This window comes from Micromonospora sp. WMMC264 (assembly GCF_027497275.1).
Classification (GTDB): Bacteria; Actinomycetota; Actinomycetes; order Mycobacteriales; family Micromonosporaceae; genus Micromonospora; species Micromonospora chalcea.
This window is the reverse complement of sequence record NZ_CP114907.1, coordinates 782,970-801,323: the sequence shown is the minus strand read 5'-3', so window position 1 is coordinate 801,323 and position 18,354 is coordinate 782,970. Positions and strand designations below refer to the sequence as shown.

Sequence of the window (18,354 nt, the reverse complement as noted above, 5' to 3'; positions counted from 1 at the left end):
CCGAGGATGACCAGCAGTCCGACACCGGCCACCCGTACCAAGGTTCTCCTAGTCGACGACCACGACCTCATCCGTAAGGGTCTTCGTCACGCGTTCGAGCGTGACCGCCAGTTCGAGGTCGTTGGCGAGGCCGCCACCGCCGCGGAGGGCGTGCGCCAGGCCGGCGCGCTCCAGCCCGACGTGGTGATCATGGACCTTCGCCTGCCCGACGGCAGCGGCCTGGAGGCCACCCGCGCCCTGCGCAAGTCCAGCGCGTCGATGGGCATCGTCGTGCTGACCATGTACGCCGGCGACGACCAGCTCTTCGGCGCCCTGGAAGCCGGCGCGAGCGCGTTCGTGCCGAAGACCGCGCCGGCCGACGAGGTGGTCGCCGCCGCCCGGCACGCCGCCTCCTCCCCCAGCGCGTTCACCGCCGCCGACCTGGCCGAGGCGATGAAGCGCCGGCTGGCCCCGTCCGGCCCGCAGCTGTCCCCCCGTGAGGGCCAGGTGCTGCGGCTGCTCGCCGACGGCATGAGCGTGGCGGGCATCGCCAAGCAGCTGTTCGTCAGCGAGTCGACCGCCAAGACCCACATCTCCAAGCTCTACGAGAAGCTGGGCGCCGCCAACCGGGCCCAGGCGCTGATGACCGCGCTGCGGCTGGGCCTGCTCGAGGCACCGGACGCGCCCAAGTTCTGAGGCACACCGCCGGAAGAGGCCCCGTCCACCGCGGACGCGGGCCTCTCCGGCGTCGTGGGTGCGGCTGACCGCGTACGGTGAACGGCCGGACGCATAGCGACGACGGTCTTTGCACCACGACGGCGGAGGGGCAGAATACCCGGGTGATCCGCGCGGCGGTGACCACCGCGCGCCGTCGACACCCGAGGGGCAGGACATGCAGCGGCCGGACTGGGCACCCGAGACGATCGACATCGAACGCCCCAGCGTCGCCCGCATGTACGACTACTACCTCGGCGGCTCGCACAACTTCGCCGCCGACCGGGCGGCCGCCCGCGCGATGGTGGAGGCGGTGCCGGAGGCGCCACTGATGGCCCAGGCCAACCGCGCGTTCCTGCGCCGGGCCGTGCAGTACCTCGCCCAGGCCGGCGTCCGCCAGTTCCTCGACATCGGCTCCGGCATCCCCACCGTCGGCAACGTGCACGAGATCGCCCAGCGGATCGACGGGCAGTCGCGCGTCGTCTACGTCGACGTGGACCCGGTGGCGGTGGCGCACAGCCAGGAGATCCTGGCCGGCAACGAGCACGCCACCGTGCTCCAGGAGGACCTGCGCCGCCCGGAGGCGATCCTGACCCATCCGGAGGTCACCCGGCTGCTGGACTTCAGCCGTCCGGTCGCGGTGATGATCGTGGCGGTGCTGCACTTCATCCCGGACAGCGACCGCCCCGAGGAGATCCTGCGGACGCTGCGCGGAGCACTGGCGCCCGGCAGCCACCTGGTGCTCTCCCAGGCCAGCGAGGAGGGCCGCGACGGCACCGGCGAGCGGGCCGAGGCGGAGCGGGTCTACCGGCGCACCGACAGCCAGCTCTGGATCCGCAGCCGGGCCGAACTGACCGCGCTGTTCGACGGCTTCGAACTGGTCGACCCGGGTGTGGTGTGGGTGCCGCAGTGGCGGCCGGACTCCCCCGACCAGGCCGAGAACGCCGAGCGGGCCGTGTTCATGGGCGGGGTCGGGCGGCTCGGTGGGTGACGACGCGGCCCGCAGCAGGCCCGGCGTGTTCGCCCGGGCCTGGGCCAAGGCGGTGTCCGGCACCAGCTACCTGCCGATGACCCAGTCGCAGCTGGAGGAGATGCTGCAACGGCTCACCGAACGGCTGGCCCAGGCGCTGCGTGCCGAGCCGTTCGACCTGCGGATCGGCCAGCAGGTCGGCGCGGAGCTGGTGCAGGCGCACATCGCCTCCGCCGAAGGGCTGGGCCGCACCGTCGAGGTGATCCAGCTGCGCCTGGTCCGCGACCTCGACCTGGTCGTCGACGACGTCGAGGACCGGATGGCCCGGCTGCTCGCCACCGTCGCCACCGGGTACGCCCGCGCGCTGCGCGACCGCACGCTCGACGAGCAGGAGTCCATCCGCCGGGCCGCCATGATGGCCCGTGCGCAGGCGGAACGGGCGCTGCGCGACAGCGAGGCCCGGTTCCGGCACCAGGCCACCCACGACCCGCTCACCGGCCTGCCCAACCGCACGCTGTTCACCGAGCGGCTGGCCGCCGCGATCAACCGGGGCGCCGACCGGGTCGGCGTCTGCTTCCTGGACCTGGACCGGTTCAAGGTCGTCAACGACTCCCTCGGCCACCAGGTCGGCGACTCGTTGCTGGTCGCGGTGGCGCAGCGGCTGCACGAGGCGCTCGGCGAGCATCTGGTGGCCCGGCTCGGCGGCGACGAGTTCGTGATCCTGATCGAGCGCACGACCGGAACCGACGACGCGGTGCAGGTCGCCGAGGCGGCGCTGGCCGCGGTACGCGAGCCGGCGCTGGTCGACGGCCACGAGCTGACCGTCTCGGCGAGCATCGGCATCGTGGAGCGCCCGGTCGCGGGCACCTCCCCGATGGAGCTGATGCGCGCGGCCGACAGCACGCTGCACTGGGCCAAGGCCGCGGGCGGGGCCCGCTGGTCGCTGTTCGACGCCGACCGCAACCGCCGCGACCTGGCCCGGTACGCGCTGTCCGCGGCCATCCCCGCCGCCCTGGACCGGGGCGAGTTCTACCTCGACTACCAGCCGCTGACGTCCCTGCGCGACGGGCGGGTCCTCGGCATGGAGGCGCTGGTCCGCTGGCGCCACCCCGAACTGGGCGTGCTGCGGCCGGACAGCTTCATCCCGCTGGCCGAGGAGACCGGGCTGATCGTCCCGCTCGGCAGCTGGGTGCTGGCCGAGGCGTGCCGCGAGGCGGGCACCTGGTCGGCGATCGACGGCGACGCGCCGTTCGTCAGCGTCAACCTCGCCGTACGCCAGTTGCACCGGGCCGACCTGGTGCCCGAGGTACGCGGCGTGCTCGGCCGCACCGGCCTGCCGCCGCGCCGGCTGCAACTGGAGATCACCGAGAGCACCATGATGAGCACCGTGGTCGAGCCGGTGCGGGCGCTGCGGGTGCTCGGTGACCTGGGGGTCCGGGTCGCCATCGACGACTTCGGCACCGGCTACTGCAACCTCGCGTACCTGCGGGACCTGCCGGTCGACGAGCTGAAGGTGGCCGGTGAGTTCGTCACCGGCCTGCGCGCGCCGGACAGCGGCACCGACGAGCGGATCCTCGCCTCGCTCGTGTCGCTGGCGCACGCGCTGGACCTGACCGTCACCGCCGAGGGCGTGGAGACGGCCGACCAGGCGGACCGGCTGCGCGCGATCGGCTGCGACGCCGGGCAGGGCTGGCACTTCGGCCGCCCCGGCCCGGCGGCGCCGCACCTGGGCCGGGTGCCCGTGCACGTCGAAGCCGTCTCCTGAGGCGGCTCGGCCGTCGTGCCGGAGCCGCTTGCGGGTCGGGGGCGGTGGTCAGCCGGCCAGCAGCGCGGCCATCCGCTGCGCCTGCGTCTCCCAGCGCCACTCCCGTTCCACCCACGCCCGGCCGGCGGCGCCGAACTGTCGGGCCAGGTCCCGGTCGGCGAGCAGCGTGGCCACCCGGTCGGCGAGCTGGGCCACGTCCCGGCCGCCGACCACGTACCCGGTCTCGCCGTCGCGGACCGCGTCCGGCGCGCCCCCGGAGTCGCCGGCCACCACCGGCAGCCCGGTGGCGCCCGCCTCCAGGTAGACGATCCCGAGGCCCTCCACGTCCAGGCCCCGGTTACGGGTGCGGCAGGGCATCGCGTACACGTCACCGGCCGCGTAGTGGGCGGGCAGGTCGGCCGACGGCACCGAACCGGTGAACACCACGTCGCGTTCCAGCCCGCTCTGCCGGGCCAGCTTCTCCAGCGTCGAGCGGTACGGTCCGCCGCCGACCACCAGCAGCGCGGCACCGGGCACCCGGCGGCGGATCTCCGGCAGCGCGCGGATCAGCATGTCCTGGCCCTTGCGGGGCACCAGCCGCGACACGCACACCACCACCGGCCGGTCGGCCAGCCCGAGCCGTTCGCGGACCTTCGTGCCGTCGACGTCCGGGTGGTAGGTGTCCACGTCCACGCCGGGCGCGAGCCGCCGCAGCTCGGTCAGCCCGTCCAGCACGCGCGCCAGCCGCGTCCGGGTGTACTCGCCGAGGTAGGTGGTCACGTCCACGCCCCGGCCGATGCGGCGCAGGGCCGAGCGGGCGCCGGGCAGCGCCGCCCATCCGACCTCGTGTCCGTGGGTCAGCGCCACGGCCCGGCGGATCCCGGACCGCCGCCGCAGGCCCGCCGCGAGCAGCCCCAGCGGGGCCGCCGCGCCGAACCAGACCGTGTCGCAGTCGTACGCGCGGGCCAGCCGCGCCGCCCGCCGCGCGATCAGCGGCGTGGGCAGCAGCACCCGGGTATGTTCCCGCACCACCTCGAACGGCTGGTCGGCGTCGAACTTCTCCGCCCCGCGCCAGCTCGACGCGTAGACCACCACCGATCCCGGCTGCTGTCGCACCGCGAGGTTGTGCACGAAGGACTGGATGCCACCGGGGCGCGGTGGGAAGTCGTTGGTGATCAGCAAGGTGCGGCTCATCGGCCGGACTCCCTGGCATAGGCGCGGGCGGCGGCCATCCGCTCCACGGTGGACGGGTGGGTCGCCGACCAGAGGTGCTCCCAGCGCGGCGGGTCGGGGTCGGCCAGGTTCACCCCGGCCAGCCGGCGCTGCATCGCCTCGAACGTCGCCGGGTCGCCGGTGAGCGCCAGCGCGTGGGCGTCGGCGCGGGCCTCGATCCGGCGGGAGACCAGCGCCTGCACCGGCGTGGTGAGCAGGCCGGCGACCGTGACCAGCGCGATCAGCAGCGGGAACGCCCGCGGCTGGGCGATCGAGTCGACGCCGGCGAGCCGCAGCAGCGGCGTCCAGGAGCCGATCAGGTAGAGCGCCACCACCGCGGCGGCGGCGCCGAGCGCGCCGAGCAGCGTGCCGGTCCACACGTCCCGGTCCTTGGCGTGCCCCAGCTCGTGGGCGACCACGCTCGTCACCTCGGCCGGCTCCGCCTCGCGCAGCAGCGTGTCGTAGACCACCACCCGCCGCGTCGGCCCGAGCCCGGAGACGTACGCGTTCACCGCCCGGGTGCGCCGCGACGCGTCGGCGACGAGCACGTCGCGCACCGGTACGCCGTCCCGGGCCGCCATCGCGGTCAGCTCGCTGCGCAGCGGGCCCGGCTCCATCGGGGTGAACCGGTTGAACACCGGCTCGACGAGCACCGGCAGCACGAACGACAGCACCACCACCAGCGCCGCCGCGCCGGCCGCGCCGAACGCCCACCACCAGCGCGGGGCCAGCCGGACCACGGTGTAGAAGCCGAGCAGCACCAGCGCGCCGATCACGGCGCTGACCGCGTACGACTTGAGCAGGTCGACCGCCCAGCCGCCCCAGCTCTGGGTGCTCAGCCCGTAGCGGACCAGCACGGTGCGCCGCCAGGCCGCGAACGGCAGGGTGAGCAGGTCGGCGAGGAACATGACGGCCAGCCCGCCGAGCACCGCCTGCGCGATCCAGTGCCCGCCGAAGGGCCGGCCCGCCAGTTCGACCAGGCGCCCGCCCAGCGGGGTCAGGCCGAGCAGCAACGCCACCACCAGCCCGACCGCCAGCGCCGACCAGGCCGCCGGGCGCAGCGCGCCGTGAAACGCGCGGCCCCGGGTCACCTGTTCGGCCGGAAGGTCACGCAGCGCCGCGAGCTGGTCGGCGCGGGGCGCGGGCGGCCGGCTCCACGGCACCAGAAGCGCCACCGCCACGAGCAGCGCCACCGCCAGGCCGGCCAGGGTCAGCAGGGCCCACGCGCGCGGGGTCACCGCTCCACCCCGCCGTCGTGCCCGGTCCGCGTCATCCCGCCCCCTCCCGCCGTGACCGCTCATCCTATTGCCCGGCCGCGCAAGCGAGACCGTGCCCGCCCCGCGGCCCCGCCCCCGCCCCGCCCTGCCCGCGCGCGGCCCCAGCCCGCCCCGCGCGCCGATCTTGGAGTTGTGGCGGCTGACAAACGTGGCTACTCGGACATCCTGGGCACCACAACTCCAAGATCGGCGGCCGTTGCCGGGGCGGGGACGAGAAGGGAGCGTCAGATGTGGCTGGGATCCAGACTCGGGGACCGAGGAGCAGCGCAGGCCAGGGTGGGCCGACGCGGCAGACGGCGGCCCGGGCCCGATCGACATGCGGTGGACGGGGTGATCCCGGCGGCCGCCCTGAGCACCCCGGGGGCAGCCCTCCTTTAGTGGCAGGCGGAAGCCGGCGGGCGGCGGGCAGCGGGCGGCGGGCGGCGGGCGGCGGGCGGCGTCAGGCGACCCGGCGGCGACGGCCGGGGCGGCGGGGCATCGGCGCCAGCGCCTCGGCGGGCGCGGGTGGTGGTAGCACCTCGACCTCGAACCCGGCCCGCGCGAACACCTCGATCGCCCGGTGCTCGGCCGGGCCGAGGTCGGCCGGGTCGGAGTCGAGCAGTGCGGTCACCAGGCAGCCGGAGCAGCCGGCGCCACGGTTGCCGCAGGTGTCGCAGTCGATCAGCATCAACGCCTCCTGACGGGTCGCCGGTGGCGCTCGGGGAAGGGACCACCACCGTCGGTCACCAGAACGCTAACGCCCCGGTACGACAGAACCGGACAACGAGGCAGCACCCGCCGCGAACCAGAACCAGTACGCCGAAGTGGCGCGATCAGCACGCGCCCGACCCCACCACTCCCCCGATCTGGAGTCGATCAAGGGGGAGAGAGAAGGCTCAGGAGCGGGCCAGGCGCCGCAGCAGCGAGTCGGCGCCCAGCGGGTACGCGCCGTGCCGGCGTACCCCGTCGGCGACCTCGCGGTCGGAGGAGACCACGACCACCGGCCGCCCGGCCGGCTCGGCGCGGACCAGCCGGCGGATCAGCTCGTCCGCGGTCTCGCCCTTACGGGAGAACAGCACCCGCACGCCGCGCGGCGCCGGGGGCAGGCCGTGGATCCGCTCGGCGCCGTCGAAGACGACTGTGACCTCGTCCCCGGTCTGCGCGGCGATCCCGCCCAGCCCGGTGATCAGCCGTTTGCGCTGCTGCTCCAGCGACATCTCGCCGAAGCCCCGCTTCGTCACGTTGTAACCGTCCACCACCAGGTGTGCCCGGGGCAGCGCGAGCAACTGGTCGAGGCGGGCCGGGTCGTCGGTGTCGCGGGCCCGCGTCGACGGGCCGGCCTGCGCGGCGCCCGGCTGCTCGGCGAACGCGTCGGCGACGAAGTCGGCCGGAAGCTTGTCCACCGGGTCGAGCGCCAGCTCGCGGCGCAGCCCGACCGCGGCCTGGCCGATCGTCTCCAGCAGCAGCCACAGCCGGGCGTCGTCGACCGACCGGGCCTCCTTGGCGCTGGCCCGGGCCACGCCGGCGGCGGCCTCCGCCTCGGCCAGCCGGGCCCGGGCGCGGCGCAGCTCGGCGTCCGCGTCGGCCGCCGCGCGGGCCGCCCGGCCCCGCTCGGTGGCGAGCAGTTCGGTGGCCTTGCGCTCGCGGGCCTGGGTCTCCCGCAGGGTACGGGCGAGCTGGCGCGCCTCCTCGCGGAGCTGACCGAGTTCCTCGCGGACCCGGGCCAGCTCGTCGCGCAGCTTCTCCGCCTCGACCCGGGCCACCGCCCGGTCGTGCTCGGCGCGCGCGGCCCGCTGCTCGGCCTCGCGGACCAGTTCGGCCACCACAGCGCTGTCGGCCTCGGCGCGTACCGCCTCGCCGCTGGCCTCGATCAGTTCCCGCCAGCCCCGGGGCCGGGCCAGGTAGGCCAGCGCGGCCACCTCGACCGGGTCGGCCGCGGCCGGGGCGGTGCCCTCCACCACCGCCGTGCCGAGGTCGCCGGCGTCGGCGAGCACCCGGGCGGTGACCCGCTGCCGGAACAGCGGGTCGGCGGTGAGCTGGGCGGCGATCGCGGGCGCGCCGAGCCGGGCGCGGCGGTTCGGGGCGAACTTGGCGACCCGCCGCAACGGCACCGGCACCTCGTCGGCGGGCAGGCCGGGCAGCACGGCCGCGGTGAGCGTCACGATCCGCTGCCGGACCGGTTCGGGCAGGGTGGGCTCGGGCTCGACCGGGGTCGGCGCGTCCTCACCGGCGCCGGGCACGCCGAGGACCGGCTCCTCCGCGGAGGAGTGGTCGTCGTGCGGCTCGGTGAGGGGCATGAGGCAAGTCTCCCACCCCGAACGGGCCCACCGCCCGGTGAGTGAGCCGATCTCTCATCGTACCCCCGTGGTATCTCCTGGGGCCGCAGTGACGCAAGTGTCGGACCGTGCCGCTAGCGTCCCGCGGGTGACACGAGCGGAGTACGTCCAGGAGTCGCTGGCCGGCCTGGACACTGCGGCGGGCAGCGGCGTGGACCCGGCGCTGCCGCTCTACGCGACCACCTTCGTGGTGGTCGACCTGGAGACCACGGGCGGCGCGCCCGACGGCGGCGGGATCACCGAGATCGGCGCGGTGAAGGTGCGCGGCGGCGAGGAGCTGGGCGTGCTCGCCACGCTGGTCAACCCGGGCGTGCCGATCCCGCCGTTCATCACCGTGCTCACCGGCATCACGCAGGCCATGCTGCTGCCCGCCCCGCCGATCGAGCAGGTGCTGCCGAGCTTCCTGGAGTTCGTCGGCGACGCCGTGCTGGTCGCCCACAACGCGCCGTACGACGTGGGGTTCCTCAAGGCGGCCTGCGCGAAGCACGGCTACCGCTGGCCCAACCCGCGGGTGCTGGACACGGCCGCGCTGGCCCGGCGGGTGCTGACCCGCGACGAGGTGCCCAACCGCAAGCTGGGCACGCTCGCCGCCTACTTCCGCACCGCGACCCAGCCCACCCACCGGGCGCTGGACGACGCCAAGGCCACCGTCGACGTGCTGCACGGGCTGATCGGCCGGCTCGGCGGGCACCGCGTCGACACGGTCGGCGAGGCGATCGAGTTCGCCCGCGCGGTCACACCCACCCAGCGCCGCAAGCGGCACCTCGCCGACGGGCTGCCGAAGGTGCCGGGCGTCTACATCTTCCGGGCCGCCGACGACCGGCCGCTCTACGTCGGCACGTCCGGTGACATCGCCACCCGGGTGCGCAGCTACTTCACCGCCGCGGAGAAGCGGGCCCGGATCTCCGAGATGCTCGCCGCCGCCGAGCGGGTGGAGGCGGTGGAGTGCGCCCACTCGCTGGAGGCGGAGGTCCGCGAGCTGCGGCTGATCGCGGCGCACGCGCCGCCGTACAACCGCAGGTCGAAGTATCCGGAGCGCCAGGTGTGGCTGAAGCTCACCGACGAGGCGTACCCCCGGTTGTCGATCGTGCGCGACATCGCGCCCACCGACACGGCCTACCTGGGGCCGTTCCGGTCCCGGCAGGCGGCGGAGCTGGCCGCCGCCGGCTTCCACGACGCGGTGCCGCTGCGGCAGTGCACGCACCGGCTGTCCCGGCGCACCACCATGCCGGCCTGCGCGCTGGCCGAGCTGGGTCGCTGCCCGGCGCCCTGCGAGCACCGGATCACCCCCGAGGAGTACGACGACCGGGCGGCGACGCCGTTCCGCACCGCCACCAGCGACGATCCCGGTGTGGTGGTGGACGCGCTGCTCGCCCGCATCGAGGTGCTGTCGGCCGCCCAGCGCTACGAGGAGGCGGCTGTGGTGCGCGGGCGGCTGGTCGCGGTGCTGCGCGCGGCGGTCCGGATGCAGCGGCTGGCCGCGCTGACCGGCATCGCCGAGCTGGCCGCCGCCCGGCCGGCGGCCCGGGGCGGCTGGGAGCTGGCGCTGGTGCGGCACGGGCGGCTGGCGGGGGCCGGGGTGTCCCCGCCGGGTGTCCATCCGCGACCGACGATCGACGCGATCCGGGCCACCGCCGAGACGGTGCTGCCCGGGCACGGGCCGGTGCCGGCCGCGACCGCCGAGGAGACCGAACGGATCCTGTCCTGGTTGGAGCGACCGGAGACCCGCCTGGTCGAGGCGAGCGCCGGATGGGCCTCGCCGGTGGCCGGCGCGGGGCGTTTCCGCGACCTCCTGACGAAGGCGGAGAGCGGCGGAACCCACAAAGTCTCGACCGAACGCTCATGACCAACTGACCGATCGGACTACCTCGACTCCCTTAGTCTGTTAAAGGAGTGCAGACCTGCCCGATTCGCGGGCTCTGCTCCCGGTCGCCGGTTCCCGGCGGCCGAGGGCCGGGGTGAGGAGGTGTCCCAGGTGGACGTCGACGCCGGACACGGCGCCGCCCTGGGTGGCGCGCTTCCAGCCCAGGGCGAACTGCCACTCACCCGCCGCCTGCGTTCCCTGCTCACCTGGCCGACCTCCGACGGCGACCCGGTCACCGCGCTGGTCCGGGCCCATCGCGGCATCCACGCGAGCGCCGACGCCTCGGTGTTGCGCCGCGCCTACACGATCGCCGAGAACATGCACCGCGGCCAGTTCCGCAAGAGCGGCGAGCCGTACATCACCCATCCGCTGGCGGTGGCGCAGATCTGCGCCGACCTCGGCATGGACACCATCACGCTGGTCGCCGCGCTGCTGCACGACACGGTGGAGGACACCCGCTACACGCTCCAGGCGCTCCAGGAGGACTTCGGCCGCGAGGTCGCCCACCTGGTCGACGGCGTGACGAAGTTCGACAAGGCGTTCTACGGCAAGGCCGCCGAGGCGGAGACCGTCCGCAAGATGATCGTGGCGGCCGGCAAGGACGTCCGGGTGCTGGTGATCAAGCTGGCCGACCGGCTGCACAACATGCGTACGCTCGGCGTCCGCTCGGCCGCGTCCCGGGAGCGGATCGCCCGCAAGACCCAGGAGGTGCTGGTCCCGCTCTGCGACCGGCTCGGCATCCAGACGCTCAAACGCGAGCTGGACGACGTGGTCCTGCTGCACCTGCGGCCGGAGGAGCACGCGCGGCTCGCCCGCTTCGTGCACGACCGGCCCGGCTGGGACGCCTACCTCGCCGACGTGGTGGCCCGCACCCGGGTGGCGCTGCGCCGCAACCGGGTCGACGCCGACGTCTCCCCCCGCCCCCGCCACCTCTACTCGATCTGGAAGGACACCGTCGCCGGCGGTCACACGGCCCCGTACGACCTGCCGCGTATCGCGATCGTGGTGGACGGTCCGGCGACCGACTGTTACGCCGCGCTGGGCGCCGTGCACGGGCTCTGGCGGCCGGTGCCGGGCCGCTTCAAGGACTTCATCGCCTCCCCGAAGAACAACCTCTACCGCTCCCTGCACACGAGCGTCTGCGGCCCGCAGGACCGCACCGTCGAGGTGCTGATCCGCACTACCGAGATGCATCGCTCCGCGGAGTACGGCGTAGCCGCCCACTACCGCTTCCCCCGCGCCGCGGGCCGGGCCGTCGACCGGGCGGACGAGCTGGCCTGGCTGCGCCGGGTGCTCGACTGGGAGCAGGAGACCGTCGACCCGACCCAGTTCATGGAGTCGCTGCGCTGCGACCTGTCGGAGGCGCAGATCCAGGTCGTCGCCGACGGGCGGCAGGTGGTGCTGCCGGCCGGGGCCACGCCGGTCGACCTCGCGTACGAGCTGGGCACCGAGCGCGGCGACCACTGCCTGGCGGCCCGGATCAACGGCCGGCTCGCCCCGCTCTCCTCCGAACTGGAGGAGGGCGACGTGGTGGAGATCTACACCGAGCGCGACGCGGAGAGCGGCTTCGAGGCCGACGTGGCCCCGCGCGGCCCGCGCCGGGAGTGGCTGGGCTTCGTCAAGTCGCCGCACGCCCAGATGCAGATCAACCGCTGGTTCGCCGAGCACACCGAGCCGGGCATCTCGATCGCCGACAAGGTACGCCTCGGCCGGGCCTCCATCGGGCTGGCGCTGCGCAAGCACAACCGGGGTCTGGCCAGCGACCTGCCGCTGCTGCGGCTGTCCGAGGAACTGGGCTACCCCGACCTGGAGACGATGCTGGTGGCGGTCTTCGACCGCACCGTCGAGCCGGACACCGTGGTCCAGCAGTTGATCGATCTGGTCGACCACAGGCAGTAGACGAAGCCGGTCCGCGCCGGGACCACTAGCCTGGACGGCATGATCCCCCGCGCGCGTGCCACCGGACGGGCCCTCGGCTACCAGATCTTCTACCGGCTTCCGGTCCCGCTGCGGCGGCGGCTGGTGCGGCTGGCCGTGCCGAAGTACGTCGTCGGCGCGGTCACGCTGGTCAAGGACGCGGAGGCCACCGGCGCGGGCCGGATCCTGCTGCTGCGCCAGCCGCCCGGCTACAGCTGGACTCTGCCCGCCGGGCTGCTGCAACGCGGCGAGGCCCCGGTGGTCGGCGCCGCCCGGGAGCTGTACGAGGAATCAGGTGTCCGCCTGTCCCCCGACGCGCTGCGCCCGGCGGTGCCGAACGCGGTGGTGCACGCCAAGGGCTGGGTGGACGTGGTCTTCGAGGCGGAGGTGCCGGCGTCGACCACGGAGCTGAAGGTGGACGGGGCCGAGGTCTTCGAGGCCGCCTTCCATCCGCTGGACGACCTGCCCCGGCTCAGCCGCGCCACCGCGAACCTGCTGGGCTTCTACGGCATCGGCCCGCGCGCCGGCGAGCGCCCACCGGCCGCGTGAGCACCCCGTACGCGGGCGCTCCGGCGCCGGGGGGCGAGGTGTGCGCGGTGGTGCTGGCCGCCGGTGAGGGCACCCGGCTGCGCCCGCTCACCGAGCGGGTGCCGAAGGCGCTCTGCCCGGTCGGCAACGTCCCGCTGCTGGACCGGGCGCTGGCCCGGCTGGCCGGGCTCGGCCTGGCCGGTCCGGAACGGGTCGCGGTGAACGCCTGCTACCTGGGTGACCGGGTGGTCGCGCGGGTCGGCGACCGGGCCCACCTGTCGGTCGAGCCGGACGCCCCGCTGGGCACCGCCGGAGGCGTCGGCCGGCTGCGGGACTGGATCGCCGGCCGGGGCGTGCTGGTGGGCAACGCCGACGCGTACCTGGCCGATCCGGCGGCCCCGCCCGGGCCGGACATCGCCGCGCTGCTGGACGGCTGGGACGGGCACGGCGTACGCCTGCTCGGCCGGCCCGCCGACGACCCGGACGCCCCCGGGACGTTCGAGGGCCACGAGTTCGTGGGTTTCTCGCTGCTGCCCTGGCGGCTGGTCCGCGACCTGCCGGCCACGTTCGGCGACCTGGTCCGGGCGGTGTGGCGGCCCGCGGAGGCGGCCGGCGCGCTCACCGTGGTGCCCTACCGGGGCACGTTCTACGACACCGGCACCCCGGCCGACTACCTGGACGCCAACCTGCACGCCGCCGGCCCGGACGGGCTGGTGGACCCGGCGGCGACGGTGACCGGCCGGGTCACCGGCTCGGTGGTGGGCGCGGGCGCGCGGGTGGACGGTGACGTGGACCGGTCCGTGGTGTGGCCGGGCGCGACCGTCGCGGCCGGGGAGAGCCTCCACCGGGTGATCCGGGCCGGGGACGACCTGACCGTCCCGGCGGCGCGGTGAGGGCCGCGGGATCTAGCATGGGCCTCGTCGCCGACGAACGGAGAACCGTCCCGTGATCACCGCGATCGTGCTGATCGACTGCGCCACCGACTCCATCCCCGAGGTGGCCGAGACCCTGGCCAACCTGCCCGGCGTCAGCGAGGTCTACTCGGTGGCCGGGCACGTCGACCTGATCGCCATGGTCCGCGTCCGGGAGTTCGAGCAGATCGCGCAGGTCATCGCCGGCAGCATCTCGAAGGTGCCGGGCGTGCTGAACACCGAGTCGCACATCGCGTTCCGCGCGTACTCCCAGCACGACCTGGAGGAGGCGTTCGCGATCGGGCTCGCGAGCGCCGACTGACACGAGCCGGTGGCCGGCCCGCCCCGTGGGCGGACCGGCCACCGTCGACCGTGCGGTACGTCAGCTCTGGCTGGGCACCGGGGTCTCCGTGGTGCCCGGAGCGGGCTCCTCGGTCTCGGTGCCGCCCGGAGCCGGCGACTCGGTGCCACCCGGCGAGGTGGTGCCGCCCGGGCTGGGCGTGCCGCTGGCACTGGTCTGCGGAACCGGGACACCCAGCGTCTGGGCCAGGGCCACCAGCGCGTCGTAGTGCGCCTGCAGGACCGGCAGCGCGTCCTGCGCGATCTGCACCACCGACTGCTCCGAGCCCTGCGAGATCTCGGTCTGGGTGGCCTGGATGGCCTGGACGTGGCCGGCGAGCTGCGCGGTCACCCAGGCCTTGTCGAACTCGGCCCCGTTGAGGTTGTTCAGCTTGTCGAGGACCTTCTGCTGGTCGGCGGTCGGGTCGGCCGGCAGCTGCACGTTGAGCTGCTGGGCGGTCGACTGCACCGTCTGGTCCAGCTGGGTGTGGTCCGTGACGAACATCTTGCCCAGGTCCTTGACCTGCTGGTTCTGACCCTTCTGCTGGGCCAGGTTACCGGCGGTGATCTCGAACAGGTTGACCTGGTGCACCGCCTGCAGGTACTGCGTGTCCTGCGTCGACGGCTGCGCCGCGGCCTGTGCCGCGGCGGCGGGCGCCAGCCCCACGACCACCAGCGCGGCCATCAGGCCCAGGCGTTTGATTCCCAGCATCTTTCCTCCCCCATGAGACGTCGGACCGCACGGATACCCGGCTGACCGGGGTTATTCCTGCGATTCCACCCGTCCGTGTCGGGGGGCGGCGGGGACCGGTGCACCGCACGTCGGGCGCCCGGCGGGCACAACCGGACGACAGGCACGTAAACCGGCAGTGGCGCCCGCCGGATGATCCGGCGGGCGCCACTGTCAGTCGTACCGGGAAGGTCAGCGACGGCTCTCGCCGCTGCCGATCTCCTCCCGCTCCGGCCGGTCCTCGACCGGCGGGTGCCCCGGCGAGACCGGCGCCTCGGCCGGCTTCTCGATCGGGTAGAAGAAGCCCCGGATCGCCGGGCCGAGGGCGCCGAGCCGGTTCATCTTCTTCGGCACCACCCAGCCGACGTAGTCCAGCGCCGGCGGGTGACCGTCGTGCCCCTCGGCCGAGGTGAGCGGCTGGTGGACCTCGACGAACCGGCCGTCGGGCAGCCGCTTGATGATGCCGGTCTCCACACCGTGGGCCAGCACCTCCCGGTCGTGCTGCTGCAGACCCAGGCAGATCCGGTACGTGATGTAGTACGCGATCGGCGGCAGGATCAGCAGGCCGATCCGGCCCGCCCAGGTCATCGCGTTCAGGCTGATGTGGAACTTGTCGGCGATGACGTCGTTGGCGCCGGAGAGCGTCAGCACGATGTAGAAGGCCAGCGCCATGGCGCCCACGGCGGTCCGGGCCGGAACGTCCCGGGGCCGCTGGAGCAGGTTGTGGTGCTTGTAGTCCTTGAGGCGGCGCGCCTCCAGGAACGGGTACATCATCGACAGGCCCACCAGGATTCCGGGTAGGACCACCGTCGGCCAGAACAGCGGTGGGATGACGTACCCGTTGCCGATCGGGATGTGGATCTCCCAGCCCGGCATGAGCCGGGTCGAGCCGTCGAGGAACATGACGTACCAGTCGGGCTGGCTGGCGGCCGAGACCACCCACGCCTCGTACGGGCCGAACAGCCAGATCGGGTTGATCTGGAACAGGCCGCCCATCAGCGCGATCACGCCGAAGACGACCATGAAGAAGCCGCCCTGCTTGAGCGCGTAGCGCGGGAACATCCGCTCGCCGACCACGTTGGAGTTGGTCCGGCCGGGGCCGGGCCACTGGGTGTGCTTCTGCTTGAACACCAGGCCGAGGTGCACGCTGATCAGCGCCACCAGCAGACCCGGGACGAGCAGCACGTGGGCGATGAAGAAGCGGCTGATGATGATGGTGCCGGGGAACTCCCCGCCGAAGATCGACGAGCTGACCCAGGAACCGATCACCGGGATCGACAGGATGATCGCGGAGGCGATGCGCAGACCGGTGCCGGACAGGCCGTCGTCCGGCAGCGAGTAGCCGGTGAAGCCGGCCAGGAAGCCGACCCAGAACAGCAGCGAACCGATGATCCAGTTGGTCTCACGCGGCTTGCGGAACGCGCCGGTGAAGAACACCCGCAGCATGTGCACCACGATCGCGGCCATGAACAGCAGGGCCGCCCAGTGGTGCATCTGCCGCATGATCAGGCCACCCCGGACATCGAACGAGATGTCCAGGCTGGAGGCGTACGCGGCCGACATCGGGGTGCCCCGCAGCGGCGCGTAGCTGCCGTTGTAGATGACCTCGGTCATCGTCGGCTCGAAGAAGAACGTCAGGAAGACGCCGGTCAGCAGCAGGACGATGAACGAGAACAGCGCGATCTCGCCCAGCAGGAACGACCAGTGGTCGGGGAAGACCTTGTTCAGCAGCTTGCGCAGGGGCGTGGCCACCTGGAAGCGGTCGTCCACCGCCCGCGCGCTCTTGGCCGGCAGCGCGGCGGCATCAAACTTTCGGCGCTTCATGGCCGCTCCCAGAAGTCGGGACCGATGGTCTCGGTGTAGTCGGACTTCGCCACGAAGAAGCCCTCCTCGTCCACCTCGATCGGCAGCTGCGGCAGCGGCCGGTTCGCCGGGCCGAAGATCGGCTTGGCGTTGTCGGTGATGAGGAACTGGGACTGGTGGCAGGGGCAGAGCAGGCGGTTGGTCTGCTGCTCGTAGAGGCTGGCCGGGCAGCCGGCGTGCGTACAGATCTTGGAGTACGCGACGTAGTTGCCCCACATGTAGTCGCCGTGGCCCTTGCGCTCGTTCGCGGCGCGCGACTTCTGCGCGTCGTCCTCCCGCAGGTGGATGAGCAGGGTGGGCGAGTCGGCGTGCTTGTTGCTGACGCCGCCGTCGATGCCCGGGAACACGGTGAGCTGGCCGCCGACGCTGACGTCGGCCGGGCGGATCGGACGGCCGTCCTCACGGATCAGCCGGATCTTCTTGCCGCCCTCGCCCGGCTGGAAGCCGGTGGTGAACATCTGGTTGTTCTTGTGCGGCTGCTCGATCAGGCCACCGATCAGCGGCGCGGCGGCCACCGCGCCCACCGGCGCCAGGCCGGCGAGCAGCGAGATGCCCAGCAGCGGCCGGCGGCGTACGCCCATCTCGTCGGCGAGGTAGAGCATCGTCTCACCGGTGATCTTGCGACCCTCCGGGTCGTCGACCTGGTCGTGCCGGTCCTGGATCGACACCTCCTTGGGCAGCAGCTTCTTGCCCCAGGTCAGGATGCCGAAACCGATGCCCAGCAGCGCCAGGCCCAGCGTCACGCCGAGCAGCGGCGTGTAGAGCTTGTCGCCGCCGCGACCCGGCTCCCACTGCCACGGCCACCAGATGTAGACCACCAGGAAGGCGGTCGCGAAGACGCCGGTCAGCAGGAACATCAGGGCGACGGTACGGATCAGCCGGCGCTCGGCCTTGCTGCCCGGGACCACCTGCGGCTCGTAGTGGACGATCTCGATGTCGTCCCGCCGGGCGCCCTCCTGAACGACCTCGAACCGGGAGAGCCGGGGGTCGTTCACGTCGAGCGGCTCCGGGCCCCGCTGGGCCTGGTGCTCGGTGTGGGTGCTCATGCCGTCACCTCGCTACGGGTGACGCCGGGGGTCGGCGCCACAGCACTGGAACCATTGATCCGTCCGGTCACGACTTGCCCGCAATCCACAGGCTCGCGAAGACCAGCGCGACGATGCCGACCAGGAAGATCGCGATGCCCTCGGTCGACGGGCCGTACCGGCCCAGGTTGAACCCGCCCGGGTCGCCGTCGTTCTTCAGCGTGTCCTGGATGTAGGCGATGATGTCCGCCTTCTCCTGCGGCGTGATCTGGTTGTCACCGAACACCGGCATGTTCTGCGGACCGCTCAGCATCGCGGCGTAGATCTGCCGGTCGCTGGCCGGCGCGAGGCTCGGCGCGTACTTGCCGGAGGACAGCGCACCGCCGCCACCGCCGAAGGCGTGGCACTGCGAGCAGTTGATCCGGAACAGCTCGCCACCGGTGGCCAGGTTGGCGCCCTCACGCAGGTCGCCGTTGGGCACCTCCGGACCGCCACCGAGCTCCTGGATGTACTGCCCGAGCTGGCGCACCTGCTCGTCGGTGAACTGCGGCGGCTTGCGCATGGCCTGGGCCTCCTGCCGGGCCATCGGCATGCGACCGCTGCTCACCTGGAACTCCACCGAGGCGGACCCGACGCCGATCAGGCTCGGACCACGGCCCTCGACGCCCTGGGCATTGCGACCGTGACAGGTCACACAGCTCACGTCGAACAGCGCCTTACCCTCGTTGCCTGCGGCGGTCAACGGCGGGTTGTCCTGCGCCTGCACGCCGGGGGCGAAGACGGTGTAGGCACCGCCGGCCAGCATCAGCGCGGCGAACAGCCGGACCGCGGCGCCCAGCCGGCGGCGGCCCCTGCTGCGCGCTACGGGCCGCCCGCGCAGCCGCGCGAGCAGACCGCGTCGGCGGTCGTTGTCAGAAGTCATGACCTGTGTCCTTAACCGGTTGGACCTTGTCTCAGGGGACGGAG

General features: G+C 73.5%; 16 protein-coding genes. 8 read left to right on the top strand and 8 right to left on the bottom strand.

Features of this window, described 5'->3' with window-relative positions; genetic code table 11:
* Positions 1–6 precede the first annotated feature (6 nt).
* The 3 genes from O7542_RS03805 (at position 7) to O7542_RS03795 (ending at position 3,428) form a co-directional block, all read left to right on the top strand.
* On the top strand, positions 7–675 hold the full coding sequence (locus O7542_RS03805; RefSeq protein ID WP_013287678.1) for a response regulator transcription factor: 669 nt from the start codon (positions 7–9) through the stop codon (positions 673–675).
* Between the two features lie 196 nt (positions 676–871).
* Complete coding sequence (locus O7542_RS03800) at positions 872–1,684, top strand: SAM-dependent methyltransferase (protein WP_043329389.1); 813 nt, start codon at positions 872–874, stop codon at positions 1,682–1,684.
* 76 nt (positions 1,685–1,760) lie between these two features.
* Positions 1,761–3,428: a bifunctional diguanylate cyclase/phosphodiesterase gene (locus O7542_RS03795; protein WP_222949271.1), complete on the top strand. Its 1,668-nt coding sequence runs from the start codon at positions 1,761–1,763 to the stop codon at positions 3,426–3,428.
* Between the two features lie 48 nt (positions 3,429–3,476).
* Here O7542_RS03795 and O7542_RS03790 read toward each other — a convergent pair whose 3' ends face one another.
* The 4 genes from O7542_RS03790 to O7542_RS03775 form a co-directional block, all read right to left on the bottom strand.
* The gene (locus O7542_RS03790; RefSeq protein WP_281605711.1) at positions 3,477–4,601 is read right to left on the bottom strand and encodes a glycosyltransferase family 4 protein; all 1,125 of its coding nucleotides are present in this window, start codon (positions 4,599–4,601) and stop codon (positions 3,477–3,479) included.
* Positions 4,598–5,857, bottom strand: coding sequence for a M48 family metallopeptidase (locus O7542_RS03785; protein ID WP_069088999.1), 1,260 nt, complete (start codon positions 5,855–5,857; stop codon positions 4,598–4,600). Before O7542_RS03785 ends, O7542_RS03790 begins: the two co-directional genes overlap by 4 nt.
* A gap of 478 nt (positions 5,858–6,335) precedes the next feature.
* Positions 6,336–6,563 (bottom strand): hypothetical protein, encoded by a 228-nt coding sequence (locus O7542_RS03780; protein ID WP_043329386.1) that lies wholly within the window; start codon positions 6,561–6,563, stop codon positions 6,336–6,338.
* A 208-nt stretch (positions 6,564–6,771) separates the two neighbouring features.
* A complete protein-coding gene (locus O7542_RS03775; protein WP_281605710.1) occupies positions 6,772–8,172 on the bottom strand; it encodes an NYN domain-containing protein in 1,401 nt (466 codons plus the stop codon).
* 127 nt (positions 8,173–8,299) lie between these two features.
* On the opposite strand from O7542_RS03775, the gene O7542_RS03770 reads away from it, so the two are divergent.
* From O7542_RS03770 to O7542_RS03750, 5 genes are all read left to right on the top strand, one after another.
* Complete coding sequence (locus O7542_RS03770) at positions 8,300–10,057, top strand: DEDD exonuclease domain-containing protein (RefSeq protein WP_043329382.1); 1,758 nt, start codon at positions 8,300–8,302, stop codon at positions 10,055–10,057.
* Positions 10,058–10,186: 129 nt separating this feature from the next.
* A complete protein-coding gene (locus O7542_RS03765; protein WP_030500149.1) occupies positions 10,187–11,974 on the top strand; it encodes an HD domain-containing protein in 1,788 nt (595 codons plus the stop codon).
* A 39-nt stretch (positions 11,975–12,013) separates the two neighbouring features.
* On the top strand, positions 12,014–12,541 hold the full coding sequence (locus O7542_RS03760) for an NUDIX domain-containing protein (RefSeq protein ID WP_064445183.1): 528 nt from the start codon (positions 12,014–12,016) through the stop codon (positions 12,539–12,541).
* On the top strand, positions 12,538–13,413 hold the full coding sequence (locus O7542_RS03755) for a sugar phosphate nucleotidyltransferase (RefSeq protein ID WP_281605709.1): 876 nt from the start codon (positions 12,538–12,540) through the stop codon (positions 13,411–13,413). Before O7542_RS03760 ends, O7542_RS03755 begins: the two co-directional genes overlap by 4 nt.
* Positions 13,414–13,465: 52 nt before the next feature.
* Positions 13,466–13,753 (top strand): Lrp/AsnC ligand binding domain-containing protein, encoded by a 288-nt coding sequence (locus O7542_RS03750; RefSeq protein WP_043329379.1) that lies wholly within the window; start codon positions 13,466–13,468, stop codon positions 13,751–13,753.
* Positions 13,754–13,813: 60 nt separating this feature from the next.
* Here O7542_RS03750 and O7542_RS03745 read toward each other — a convergent pair whose 3' ends face one another.
* From O7542_RS03745 to O7542_RS03730, 4 genes are all read right to left on the bottom strand, one after another.
* Positions 13,814–14,482 (bottom strand): DUF4142 domain-containing protein, encoded by a 669-nt coding sequence (locus O7542_RS03745; protein WP_030500146.1) that lies wholly within the window; start codon positions 14,480–14,482, stop codon positions 13,814–13,816.
* A gap of 210 nt (positions 14,483–14,692) precedes the next feature.
* A complete protein-coding gene (locus O7542_RS03740; RefSeq protein WP_281605708.1) occupies positions 14,693–16,324 on the bottom strand; it encodes a cytochrome b N-terminal domain-containing protein in 1,632 nt (543 codons plus the stop codon).
* A complete protein-coding gene (locus tag O7542_RS03735) occupies positions 16,321–17,409 on the bottom strand; it encodes a Rieske 2Fe-2S domain-containing protein (RefSeq protein ID WP_281605707.1) in 1,089 nt (362 codons plus the stop codon). The genes O7542_RS03740 and O7542_RS03735 overlap by 4 nt, the downstream gene beginning before the upstream one ends.
* Positions 17,410–17,476: 67 nt before the next feature.
* Positions 17,477–18,310, bottom strand: a complete 834-nt coding sequence (locus tag O7542_RS03730; RefSeq protein WP_030500143.1) for a cytochrome c — start codon at positions 18,308–18,310, stop codon at positions 17,477–17,479.
* Positions 18,311–18,354: the final 44 nt, after the last annotated feature.

What these genes read in the sequence shown, in the direction of transcription:
- O7542_RS03805 (WP_013287678.1), top strand. Translation starts at nt 7, where the DNA reads ATGACCAGCAGTCCGACACCGGCCACCCGTACCAAGGTTCTCCTAGTC.
- O7542_RS03800 (WP_043329389.1), top strand. Translation starts at nt 872, where the DNA reads ATGCAGCGGCCGGACTGGGCACCCGAGACGATCGACATCGAACGCCCC.
- O7542_RS03795 (WP_222949271.1), top strand. Translation starts at nt 1,761, where the DNA reads ATGACCCAGTCGCAGCTGGAGGAGATGCTGCAACGGCTCACCGAACGG.
- O7542_RS03790 (WP_281605711.1), bottom strand. Translation starts at nt 4,601, where the DNA reads ATGAGCCGCACCTTGCTGATCACCAACGACTTCCCACCGCGCCCCGGT.
- O7542_RS03780 (WP_043329386.1), bottom strand. Translation starts at nt 6,563, where the DNA reads ATGCTGATCGACTGCGACACCTGCGGCAACCGTGGCGCCGGCTGCTCC.
- O7542_RS03775 (WP_281605710.1), bottom strand. Translation starts at nt 8,172, where the DNA reads ATGCCCCTCACCGAGCCGCACGACGACCACTCCTCCGCGGAGGAGCCG.
- O7542_RS03760 (WP_064445183.1), top strand. Translation starts at nt 12,014, where the DNA reads ATGATCCCCCGCGCGCGTGCCACCGGACGGGCCCTCGGCTACCAGATC.
- O7542_RS03745 (WP_030500146.1), bottom strand. Translation starts at nt 14,482, where the DNA reads ATGCTGGGAATCAAACGCCTGGGCCTGATGGCCGCGCTGGTGGTCGTG.
- O7542_RS03740 (WP_281605708.1), bottom strand. Translation starts at nt 16,324, where the DNA reads ATGAAGCGCCGAAAGTTTGATGCCGCCGCGCTGCCGGCCAAGAGCGCG.
- O7542_RS03735 (WP_281605707.1), bottom strand. Translation starts at nt 17,409, where the DNA reads ATGAGCACCCACACCGAGCACCAGGCCCAGCGGGGCCCGGAGCCGCTC.
- O7542_RS03730 (WP_030500143.1), bottom strand. Translation starts at nt 18,310, where the DNA reads ATGACTTCTGACAACGACCGCCGACGCGGTCTGCTCGCGCGGCTGCGC.